Origin of the sequence: Selenomonas sp. FOBRC9, from assembly GCF_000287655.1 — a bacterium.
Classification (GTDB): domain Bacteria; phylum Bacillota; class Negativicutes; order Selenomonadales; family Selenomonadaceae; genus Centipeda; species Centipeda artemidis.
Window position 1 is genome coordinate 1 of record NZ_ALJR01000015.1, and the last position, 11500, is coordinate 11500.

Below are 11500 nucleotides of genomic sequence, written 5' to 3' on the forward strand. Positions count from 1 at the left end.
CCCGCCGATCTGTGCGCCGACCCAGGTATCCTTGAACTCCTGCGATGCGCGGTTGGTGTTGACGCTGTCCGAGAACGTTGTCTTCATGTCCCCAGAGAACTCATGATAGAGCGAGAGCTTTGCGAACACCGTACTGCGTGCCGTCTCCTGCCCGACGCCGATGCCGATGCGGCCGATGAGACTGTTCATCGCGCCCTGCCGGATACTGAGGGCGTTCGCCGCGCCGTTGAGGTTTGCCTTATAGTCGACACCGTTCAGATGGGTGTAGATCAGCTCGGCCTGCGGCTCGATAAAGCCGCCGCCCTTGTACTTGATGCGTTTTCCATACTCCGCAGAGAGCGTTTCCGCCCATGTATGGCAGTCGCCGCGCACGATGTCTCCGCTCGTATTATAAACGCTGTATTCCGTGCCGAGTCTGCCGACCTTTGCGATGAGATCAACATAGTCGCCGCTTTTTCCCGTCCATGTGCCGTAGATGCCGAGGTTTCCCTCTTTGCTCTTACCGCTGCCGTTTGCAAATCCTGCGCTGCCCTTCATATAGCTTGCCGCAAGACCGACGCGCCACTGCGGAGATACCTGCCGGTCATGACCGACCTGTACCGTATGATAGTTCATATGGAAGTTCGTATTGTCCTTATCGCTGCTAGTCTTGCCGCGGTAAAAACGTACCCATGTCCCCGTCTGCTCCGGCGATAGGCGCAGATCACCCATGCGCTTCATGAGGTCGTTGGCTTCCGCACGGAATGCCATTGCAGACGCTGCCATCGCGGATTTTGCGCTGCTCATGATGAGTGTTTCTTTTGGTCCGTAAGTGATGCGGTTTTCATCCGGAACCGCTGCGCCGAGCATCGCCTGTCCCGTTGCGTCGTCATAGGACAACATGCGCCGCGCCCATGGCGTAATCGCGCCTTCGGCAATCTCCGCCTTGCCCGTGATGTTCTTCTCGCCGCTCTTATATCCTTCGTAGTAGAATTTATGTGCGAGCGATTCGAGCGCTTCTTTATATTTCGATGTGTCGAGCCCGTTGCCGGAGGTGCGCAGGGTGACACCGCTGCCTGCGGCGGCATTTTTAACGACAAAATCCCCGCCGACAAGCGTCGTGGCATCCGGCGCCGTGCGGTCATAGCAGACATTGGTAAATCCATCATAGTGGTTGATCGTGATGGAGCGTGCATCCTTTTGGAAGATCCTGCCCGCATGGTCGGCATCCACACCGCCATGGAGCGAGCGCAGCTTACTGCCGCTGAACCCCGCACGCGTGGGAATCATCGCGCCCCACTCTTCGTTCACCCATTTCGCACCGTTTTGCAGATACAGGTTAAGCCCCGTCGCTTCACGAATTGCCTTCTTGTCCGGCTCGTTTTTCCCTTGCTCTTTGTAATTATCCAGCACAATGCCCGTAAATATGGAGTCGGCGGTCGTCAGTCCCACATTGATCCGCGTCGGCGTATTGCCGAATGTAGTAGCCGTTCCCTCTCTGTCAATGAGCCCAATGTTGCCGTAGATCTCCGTCTTGCGGCTGCCTGCGCCGACGACGTTGCCGTCCTTGTCGAGCTTTACATTCATATTGACAGTTGCTTCCTCGGCATTGATCGCAAAATGGGGAAGATTATGCTCCTTATTGATTTTGATTCTGCCGCCGCCGCCAATCGTTACCGTGGAACGCGTTCCCGCACGGACGCCACTGCCGTCGGATTCGACGTCAACGTCACCCGTCACCGTGATATTGCCGCCCTGTGTATCTCCATCATAATTGAGCATCGCGGAAATACCGCTGACATAGTAGTGGGAGAGGAAGTTCTCGCCATGGCTGCCGAGACTCTGCTGTGTCGGCACCTTGACGCGAATTTTCGCATTTCCGTCAATGTAAACATGACCATGGTTCAGTGTGCCGATGCCGCAGGTCACAGCGGGATCACGGTCGCCGGAGCCGTCCGGCGCTTTCAAAAAATTGCTCGAGATATTAACGTCCACATCGCCGTTCACGCGCACAGTTTTCGCGTCGGAAGAGCCGGAGATGATCCCGTAGGAATCGTCCGCATTTGTATGTGAGGTACGGTCAACATTGACAATGACTTTCTTCGCCGTAATCGTGACGTCATGAAGTCCGTTATAGTAATTGGGATCCGCCTTATAGCCGCGCCCCTTATAACTCTGAATGCCAAGGTTCTCCTTTGAATTGAGCGTAAGCGTCACGCCGGGTGCATTGACATTGACATCTGCGCTATTTCCTGTGATGGATTTCGTATTTATCGTGCTGTCTTTTGTAAATGTGTAGCTCTTTGTTGCGCCATCCCAGACGTTGAATTTTGCAAAATCACTTGAAAATTTATATGCGGGTTTCCCGTCAATTTGTCCCTTAGTGAACGTAGTTCCTGTCTGCTCCTCCGCCGACGCCGTTCCGCACGCACTAACCCCCATCAGCGCCATAAGTACCAGTACCGCAAGTCTCCGATCTCTTTTTTCAAATTTCACGTTTTTTCTTCCTCCCGAACAATCAATACTATGTGAAAAAATGCACATGTGTTCTTGTTAATATTCCGCGTTTTCCTCCTCTCCGAACGTATCCCCGGCGAGCGGTACAAAAAAAGCCTCTGCCAAAAGAGGCAGAAGCATATGAATGGAACGGCAATACAGCCGTATATGAATCTCCTCCCTGTCGCTCGCAGGTGGTAACGGTGACTTCTGAACAGGCAGGTCTTCTGACTCCAAATCATCGCGCGGCTGCGTCTTCCCGGGGGATTGCCCAGTGACCATATGCAGCTGCGCTCCTTGATACAGCGGCGGGACCGTGTCGGATTTGCACCGACTTCCCTATGAATCCTTACGGAACCTGTTCGTCTGTGTAGTTTTGTGAATTTCAGGCGACATTATATCATCATTTTACAATAGAATCAATATATGGGACAATATTTTATTGAAAAAATCATGAATATCATTCACAACCTCAATTTATCATAAGTATAAAAATTCCCCCTACATTAAATGCAGGGGGATTAAATATTTACTTCACATAATTCAGTGGCGAACCGAATGCCTCACACAGCGTCGAGCGCCGCGCTGACGTCGGCGAGGAGGTCGTCGATGTGCTCGATGCCGACGGAGAGCCGCACGGTGCCGGCGTTGATGCCGGATGCCGCGAGCTCCTCCGCGCTCATCTGCGAGTGCGTCGTGGTCGCGGGGTGGATGACGAGCGACTTCACATCCGCGACGTTCGCGAGGATGGAGAACAGCTCGAGTTTATCGATGAAGCGGTACGCCTCCTCTTGTCCCCCCTTGATGTCAAAGGTAAAGATGGAGATGCCGCCGTGCGGGAAGTACCGCTCGTAGAGGGCATGATCCGGATGCGAGGGCAGCGCAGGGTGGTTGACCTTCGTGACCTTCGGGTGTTTGCTGAGGAAGTCGACGAGTTTCAGCGCGTTCTGCGTGTGCCGCTCCACGCGCAGGGAGAGCGTCTCGAGCCCGTGGATGAAGTGGAACGCGTGGGTCGGCGAGATGGTTGCGCCCGTGTCGCGCAGGAGCAGCGCGCGGATGTAGACGATGAAGGCGACCGCGCCGAGGGCATCGGCAAAGCTGAGACCGTGATAGCTCGCGTTCGGCTCGGTGATATGAGGGAACCGCCCCGATGCCTTCCAGTCGAACTTACCGCTGTCGACGATGACGCCGCCGAGCGCCGCGCCGTGTCCGCCGATGAACTTTGTCGCCGAATGCACAACGATATCCGCGCCGTGCTCGATGGGGCGCAGGAGGTACGGCGTCGCGAACGTGTTGTCGATGACGACGGGGATGCCGTTTTTGTGCGCGATCTCGGCGATCGCCTCGATGTCGACGAGATCGGCGTTCGGATTGCCGACGGTCTCGATGTAGACGCATTTCGTATTCGGACGGATCGCCGCCTCATACGCCGCCGCGCCGCCTTTCGGATCGACAAAGGTGACGTCGATGCCCCACTCCTTGACCGTGTGCTTCAGGAGGTTGAACGAGCCGCCGTAGATGGTCTGCTGGGAGACGATATGGTCTCCCGCGTGAGCGAGCCCCTGGATCGTCGCCGTGACCGCCGCCGCCCCCGAGGCAAAGGCGAGCGCCGCCGCACCGCCCTCAAGCGCCGCGATGCGTTTCTCAAAGATATCCTGCGTGGGGTTCATGAGGCGCCCGTAGATGTTGCCGGGGTCGCGCAGGGCAAACCGATCCGCCGCGTGCTGCGCATTGCGGAACACATAGGAGGTCGTCTGATAGATGGGGACGGCGCGCGCGTCCGTCGCTGGATCGGGCTGCTCCTGTCCGACGCGGACCTGGAGGGTTTCGAAACGGTACTTCTTGTCACTCATGAGGGGGTTCCCCTTTCCTTTGTAGAGACCCTATTTCATACTTAATAGATATGTTATATTATACTCCTGTGATATTACGTTGTCAACATGAAAAACAGTGTATTGCGCGGGGCTTATATCGCCGCTCGACATCCACCTTGCGAAAAAAGCAGGGCTTAAAAATCGCTGCAGCGGACGCCCGGGCGGCACGCAAGGCGCATGGGAAGCAAACCGTAAATTATGGCAAAAGGAATCTTTGCAGTGCGGATTTCGAGCAAGATACAGCACAGTAAACCGACGATTTACCCCATCCGGCAGTGTTCCCCCGCCGCAGCATCCATTCATCAGAGACTTGGGGCGTACCTCGCATAGCGGCGAAGTAAAAATCATTCTCTATTTAATAATTACTATTGACAAATAGTAGATAGACGGGTATAATGACACATGTAACGAGATAGAAAACAGATATGAATGTATCTGCATATATTCTATTATTGGGAAAAGGAGATTTTATTATGAACAAGGAACTTACGAAATCCGTCAATGCTTATATCGCCAACATCGGCGTCGGCTACATCAAGCTGCACAACCTCCACTGGAACGTGGTCGGCTCGCAGTTCAAGGCGGTGCACGAATACCTCGAGTCGCTCTACGATTCGTTCGCAGACGTCCTCGACGAGGCCGCCGAGATCCTGAAGATGTGCGGCGAGCAGCCGGTCGCAAGCCTCAAGGGCTACCTCGAGCGTGCAAGTATCAGCGAGCTGCCGGATGGAAAAGTCGATCAGAAGAAGGCGCTCGAGATCACGCTTGCCGACCTCGAGACGCTCCGTGACCAGGCTGCCGCAGTGCGTGCCCTCGCGGACAAGGACGATGTGTTCGGCGTCGCGAACCTCATGGAGGATCACATCGCGAACTACGCAAAGCAGATCTGGTTCCTCCGCTCGATGCTTGCGTAAATCAATATAGTTCATGGGTAAAATTGCATAGAAAAGAGACCTGCTGCACGTATGTGCTGCAGGTCTCTTTTTGTATGCAAGGGACTTCCGGTTACGCTGATATAAATACCTTATCCGTCCGATATTATTACTTCCCGGGCTCCCCGGTTGTCCAGGCCTGGACGTCTTCCAATGCTTCCCGCACACGCGCTCCGAGTCCCGGCACATCCTCCGGATAGTCAAATTCCACCGCCCATATCACGGGAGCCTTGACGATATAGAGAATATCCGTATGCATCTTTATCCCATTCATCATATCCGTGACCGTGTAAAGCCGGCTCCCGTCGCCGACTGTGGGAAAATCGACACGCCGGGGCATCGTTTTGCCGGCATCCCGCGAAGCCTTCTCCAGCCGCGTGTCAATGTACTCCGTTTCCGCACCGCGCATAACACGATTGTAGAACTCTTCCTTCATCTCTGTGCAGGAAATAAAGAGACGCAAGGGATCTTTACGCCCCGTGGTGAGGAAGGTCGTCACACGTTCCATTGCGTCACGGTTGTATGCGGGGACGGGGACATCTTTCTTTTCTACAGGCTCAAAGAGGAGCGATGAGACAAAGCCGACCGCATAGTTCCCCGCATCGACGCGTATAATCTGTCCTGTAGGATGGCCCGGGTTGATTTTTCCAATGATTTTTCCGCTTTCTTTTTCGACAAGCACTCCATCCCCGCGATCGACTGCGATCAGCGGTGCGGCAAGCACAGCGGATGTACTCATAAGAACGGCAAAGAAGATCGTGAGGAAATGAATGTGCCGCATAACAGCCCCTCCTAAACGTCCATCATATATTTATTGATTTATTTATTATATTTTATTCCTTTTTATATTTATTTATTCGAATTTATTTTTATCGACTTAATCCCGGACATTACAGCCCTCAAAATCCCCAAATATAGGATATGGAAAATGGATTCCCGCCCACTGTTTTATAAGGAATCGCCGATTGATTTAATACGGGTACCTGCCGCTACGTGCAGCTTCGCGCAGATCCCTGACGCGCTCCTTGAGCCGAACCTCCACAAGTACGGCGCGCATGGCGTCGCGGGCGAGCTCATGCGCCCTGCCGCGCACGGCATATTCGTCGCGGAACGTACGCGTGATGCGGCGATCGACGAGCTCATCTTTTTGGCGGTCATAAACGAGGAGTCGCACGCTTGCGCGGCTGACGAGGTAATCATCCGCGGAGAAATCCCACCCGTGATAGATTTCTTCGTCGTAATATGTGAGGATAGGGAGCACGGCGAGATCGGCATCCGTGACGTCCGCGACCATACGAACGATCGCGGGATAATCAGGGGTATCCCTCGTCGTGCGTTTCATCTCCACAGCGGCATTGTAGGCGGCGAACAAATCGTGCTCGTCCACGTCCTGCACCCATCCCATGAGCCCGCCAAACGGCATATGCAGGGCATCGGCGACCATGTCGTCGAGCATATCGATCGTATCTTGATCGAGATCCCATGCATTTTCCGTGACGAGAGAGAGCCGCGCGACCTGCGGCACGGACGCCGCGGCAACCGGGGCGGTCAAAAGGAGAGAGAGGAGCACGCATAGGATAATGATGCGATAGAGACGGCAGTTCATGGGAGGGCTCCTTTCATGCTGTAAGTTTATGGCGGCATGACGTATCGGCAAGGTCGCAGCTCAGGCTATCTTTCTTGCGGCGTCGCAAACGAGGCGGATATGTTTTCTCCGGTTCGTGGGCATATTCTTGTCGCTGCGCAAACGGCGTACGCGCTTTAGACGAAATACCAAGGTACTGCGCCGCACCGCCCGGCGGTCGATCATGCGCCGGGCAGTACCGCGGCGCGGTGACATTGCATCTAAAAGAAATGAACGGAGCACGCCGTCCCTATGGGGTAAAAGCTCCGCGACGGCGAATACCCCCCCCTCACCTTGCGATAGAGACCGGCGTATGCGGGAGGGCGTCGGCTGCGTCGTAAGAAGCAGCTGCGATCCAAGCCGCCTTTGTAGGGGCACTCATAAGTTGTGAGTTTTCCCACGATGTAATGACGACGCTATGCGCCGAGATCGTACTCCAAATCGAAACGTAAGTGACGCGGAAGTTTCGATGCATAACGAGGAATGAGGAGAGCACGAGGGCAGGCGTAGTAAAAAGCTGCATCAACCGAAGTGCTCGACGATATGACAAAGTTAGGCGCGAAAATCCCGCGTCCAACCGCAACGTAAGTGAGGCGCAAGCTTTGATGCACAGCTAGGAATAAGGAGAATGCGAGCGCCGGCGTAGATAAAACCTACGTCAAGCAAAGCATTCGACGAAAATGACGACGCTAGGCGCGAAAATCCCGCCTTATTTATCGTAAAGTAAGTGACGTGCAAGCTTGGATGCAGAACAAGGAACGAGAAAAATACAAGGGAAGGCGTAGACAAAGCCTACGTCGACCGCCGTATTTTTCGCAGTGACACAGTTATGCGCCAAGATCGCACGTCACGCCTAGTGGATGGCTTTCTTCTTGAACCGCCCCCCTACGATGTCGTGAACGGCATTGATCGTGACAAACGCCTTCTCGTCCTTATCCAGCACGATTTCCTTGAGTTTATCGAGCTCCAGACGCGTGACGACGCAGTAGAGGACTTCCTTCGCCTCGCCCGTATAGCCGCCCGCACCGTGGAGGAGGGTGACGCCGCGCCCGAGGCGTTCGTTGAGGGCGGCGGTCATCTCCTCGTGCTCGTTCGTGACGATCATGACGGCGTAGGACTCGTCGAGCCCCTTGAGCACGACGTCAATCATCTTTGCAATGACGAAGTATGCAAAGAGCGAGTACATAGCTTTATCCCAGCCATACAGCAGCCCTGCAGAACTCAGGATAAAGAGGTTGATGAACATGACGACCTCGCCGACGGAGAACTGCGTCCGCGCATCGAGGATGATGGCGACGATCTCCGTGCCGTCGAACGAGCCGCCCGTACGCATGACGATGCCGACCCCGAGCCCCGTCACGACGCCGCCGAAGATCGCGGCGAGAAACGGATCGCTCGTCACCGGCGGCACGGCGTGCAGAACGCCCGTCCACACGGAGAGCATGACGATGGCAAAGATCGTCGAGAGCGCAAAACTCTTGCCGATTTGCTTGTACCCCATGTAGATGAACGGGATATTGTAGATGACGAGGAACGTGCCGAGCGTCATGCCCGTGATGGTGTGCGACATGATCGAAAGTCCCACGACGCCGCCGTCGATGACGTTGTTCGGAATGAGGAACAGCTCGAGCCCCGCCGCGGTAATGAGCGCGCCGATGATGAGCATCAGCATTTTTTTCACATAAAAGAGCGTGCCGTGCTTCGGCTTGCCGGCGTGCGTATTTTGTGCAGTCATAAATCCTCCCGGATAATTTATTTTCCCGCTTATATTATAGAGGAAAGAAAAACTTCAGGCAAGACCGCGAAGATGAAAATGGTTTTCTTGACTTTGCTCCTGCCCCGATATATCATAGCTGTATAAGGGGAATGTTAAATTTATCACGAAACCATCGTATGGGAGGGGATAATATATGATCTACACCGTCACGTTCAACCCGTCGATCGACTACATCGTACGGCTGGAACGATTCGCGCCGGGGGAAATCAACCGCGTGAACTACGAGCAGATCCTGCCGGGAGGCAAGGGGATCAACGTCTCCATCGTGCTGAAAAATCTCGGGCACGAGAGTACGGCGCTCGGCTTTACCGCCGGATTCACAGGGACGGCGATGCGGCAGATGCTCTCCTCGTTCGGTGTTGCGGAGGATTTCGTTCCGCTGGATGAGGGCTTTTCCCGCATCAATGTGAAGATCAAGGCGGAGGAGGAAAGTGAAATCAACGGGCAGGGTCCTGTCATTACAGCGGATGCACAGCGTGCATTATTTGACCGGCTCGACCGGCTCAAGCACGGCGATACGCTCGTCCTCGCCGGCTCGATCCCGAACACGCTGCCGGACGATATGTACGAGCGCATCATGGAGCATCTATCGGGGCGCGGCATCCGCATCGTCGTGGACGCGACGAAGAACCTCCTGCGCCGCGTGCTGAAGTACCGTCCCTTCCTCATTAAACCGAACAATCACGAACTCGGCGAGATGTTCGGCGTCGTTCTCAAAACGGACGACGAGATCGTCGCGCACGCAAAAAAGCTCCAAGAAGAGGGCGCGGAGAACGTGCTCATCTCGATGGCGGGCGACGGCGCAATCCTCCTCACGCGCGAGGGCGTGTTCTACCGCTCCGCCGCGCCGAAAGGGACGCTCGTCAACTCCGTCGGCGCGGGCGACTCGATGGTCGCAGGCTTCCTCGCGGGCTTCATGGAGTCGGACGGCGACTATGCGCGTGCGTTCTACATGGGCGTTGCGACAGGCTCCGCGTCGGCGTTCTCGGAAAACCTCGCGACGCGAGATGAGGCGTTGGCGCTGCTGAAAAAAATTTCCGTATAATTAAAAAATACACCTCAAAGGAGGTTTCATTTTGACTATTAACGATCTGCTCAAACCCGAGAGCATCGCCCTCGGCATCACGCCGCCCGCCTCAAAGGAGGCGGCGATCCGCCTGCTCGCGGACTACATGGAAAAGGGCGGCAATCTCAGCGATAAAGACCAATACGTCAAAGACGTGCTCATACGCGAGGAGAGCGGCACGACGGGGCTCGGCGACGGCATCGCGACACCCCACGCCAAGAGTGCGGGCGTGCGTGCGGCGGGACTTGCCGCGATGACCGTTCCGGACGGCATGGACTTTGCCGCGATGGACGGCAACCCGAGCCGCCTTTTCTTCATGATCGCAGCGCCCGATGCGGCGAACGACGAACATCTCGCGATCCTCTCGAAGCTCGCGACGATGATCATGGATCCCGACTTCAAGGAAGCGCTCATCGCCGCAAAGACGGTCGAAGAGTTCCGCAAACTCGTCGACGATAAGGAAAACGACCGCTTCGTCGCGCCCTCCGCCGCCGCGGAGCCGACGGACGCCGCGCCCAAGGCCGACCACATCCAGATCCTCGCCGTCACCGCCTGCCCGACGGGCATCGCACATACCTTCATGGCGGCGGAGAGCATCGAACAGCACGCGAAAAAGCGCGGTCTCACCGTCAAGGTTGAGACGAACGGCTCGGCGGGCGTGAAGAACGTCCTCACAGACGAAGAGATCGCGGCCGCGGACGGCATCATCGTCGCGGCGGACAAGCAGGTCGCCATGTCCCGTTTCAACGGGCGGCGCGTCGTCATCACGAAGGTCGCGGACGGCATCAACAAGGCGGACGAGCTCATCGACCGTGCGCTCTCCGGGAACGCACCCGTCTATCACGCCTCAGGCGCAGACGAGACCGAGGGCGCAGACAATGCGGAGGATGAGAGCCTCGCGCGCCAGATCTACAAACACCTTATGAACGGCGTCTCGCACATGCTCCCCTTCGTCGTCGGCGGCGGTATTCTCATCGCGCTCGCCTTCCTCTTCGACGATTACAACAGCGCCAATCCTGCGAATTTCGGCTCGAACACGCCGCTTGCAAAGTTCTTTAAGGACGTCGGCGGCGCATCGTTCGGCTTTATGCTCCCCGTCCTCGCAGGCTTCATCGGCATGTCGATCGCCGACCGACCGGGACTTGCCGTCGGATTCGTCGGCGGCGCGCTCGCAGGATCGACGGGCACGGGCTTCCTCGGGGCGCTGCTGGCTGGTTTTGTCAGCGGCTACACGGTCAACTTCCTCAAGAAAGTCTTTGCATCGCTACCCGCCTCGCTCGACGGCATCAAGCCCATTTTGCTCTATCCCTTCTTCGGCATCCTCATCATGGGGTTCATCTCGCTTTTCATCATCGCCCCGCCCGTCTCGGCGATCAATCAGTGGCTGATTGCGACCCTCGGCGGCATGGATCCCTCGGCGCGCGTCTTGATGGGCGCTGTGGTCGGCGGCATGATGGCGATCGATATGGGCGGCCCCATCAACAAGGCGGCGTACGTCACCGGCACGGGGCTCCTCGCCTCGGGCGAATTCCACGTCATGGCGGCGGTCATGGCGGGCGGCATGGTGCCCCCGCTTGCGATCGCACTCTGCACGACGTTCTTCAAAAACCGCTTTACCGAAAGCCAACGAAAGGCGGGTCTCACGAACTATGTCATGGGACTCTCGTTCATCACGGAGGGCGCGATCCCGTTTGCCGCCGCCGATCCCGTGCGCGTCATTCCCTCCATGGTCGTCGGTTCGGCACTGGCGGG

Annotated in this window: 9 protein-coding genes and 1 riboswitch; of the genes, 4 read left to right on the forward strand and 5 right to left on the reverse strand. The window is 56.3% G+C overall.

Features of this window, described 5'->3' with window-relative positions:
* Together HMPREF1147_RS03830 and HMPREF1147_RS03835 are read right to left on the reverse strand one after the other, a co-directional pair.
* On the reverse strand, positions 1-2475 hold a 2475-nt coding region (locus tag HMPREF1147_RS03830), incomplete at its 3' end, for an autotransporter outer membrane beta-barrel domain-containing protein (protein WP_009657768.1).
* A gap of 199 nt (positions 2476-2674) precedes the next feature.
* Positions 2675-2852: riboswitch (cobalamin riboswitch) on the reverse strand.
* A 186-nt stretch (positions 2853-3038) separates the two neighbouring features.
* Positions 3039-4328 (reverse strand): O-acetylhomoserine aminocarboxypropyltransferase/cysteine synthase family protein, encoded by a 1290-nt coding sequence (locus HMPREF1147_RS03835; protein ID WP_009657772.1) that lies wholly within the window; start codon positions 4326-4328, stop codon positions 3039-3041.
* Between the two features lie 219 nt (positions 4329-4547).
* Between HMPREF1147_RS03835 and HMPREF1147_RS12360 the strand changes: the two genes are divergently transcribed.
* Both HMPREF1147_RS12360 and HMPREF1147_RS03840 read left to right on the forward strand, forming a co-directional pair.
* On the forward strand, positions 4548-4679 hold the full coding sequence (locus HMPREF1147_RS12360) for a hypothetical protein (protein ID WP_009657764.1): 132 nt from the start codon (positions 4548-4550) through the stop codon (positions 4677-4679).
* A gap of 143 nt (positions 4680-4822) precedes the next feature.
* Positions 4823-5263, forward strand: a complete 441-nt coding sequence (locus HMPREF1147_RS03840; RefSeq protein ID WP_009438237.1) for a DNA starvation/stationary phase protection protein — start codon at positions 4823-4825, stop codon at positions 5261-5263.
* 127 nt (positions 5264-5390) lie between these two features.
* Here HMPREF1147_RS03840 and HMPREF1147_RS03845 read toward each other — a convergent pair whose 3' ends face one another.
* The 3 genes from HMPREF1147_RS03845 to HMPREF1147_RS03855 form a co-directional block, all read right to left on the reverse strand.
* Positions 5391-6062 carry a hypothetical protein gene (locus HMPREF1147_RS03845; RefSeq protein WP_009657766.1) on the reverse strand — a complete coding sequence of 224 codons (672 nt, stop codon included), beginning with the start codon at positions 6060-6062 and terminating at the stop codon, positions 5391-5393.
* A 189-nt stretch (positions 6063-6251) separates the two neighbouring features.
* Entirely contained in the window at positions 6252-6887 is a 636-nt protein-coding gene (locus HMPREF1147_RS03850) for a hypothetical protein (protein ID WP_009657765.1), read from the reverse strand.
* Between the two features lie 871 nt (positions 6888-7758).
* Positions 7759-8640, reverse strand: coding sequence for a YitT family protein (locus HMPREF1147_RS03855; protein WP_009657773.1), 882 nt, complete (start codon positions 8638-8640; stop codon positions 7759-7761).
* Between the two features lie 175 nt (positions 8641-8815).
* Here HMPREF1147_RS03855 and pfkB point away from each other — a divergent pair, with 175 nt between their 5' ends.
* Positions 8816-9727, forward strand: a complete 912-nt coding sequence (gene pfkB, locus HMPREF1147_RS03860; protein WP_009657769.1) for a 1-phosphofructokinase — start codon at positions 8816-8818, stop codon at positions 9725-9727.
* Between the two features lie 31 nt (positions 9728-9758).
* Positions 9759-11500, forward strand: a 1742-nt coding sequence (locus HMPREF1147_RS03865) for a fructose-specific PTS transporter subunit EIIC (protein WP_009657770.1), incomplete at its 3' end; no start/stop codon positions are given.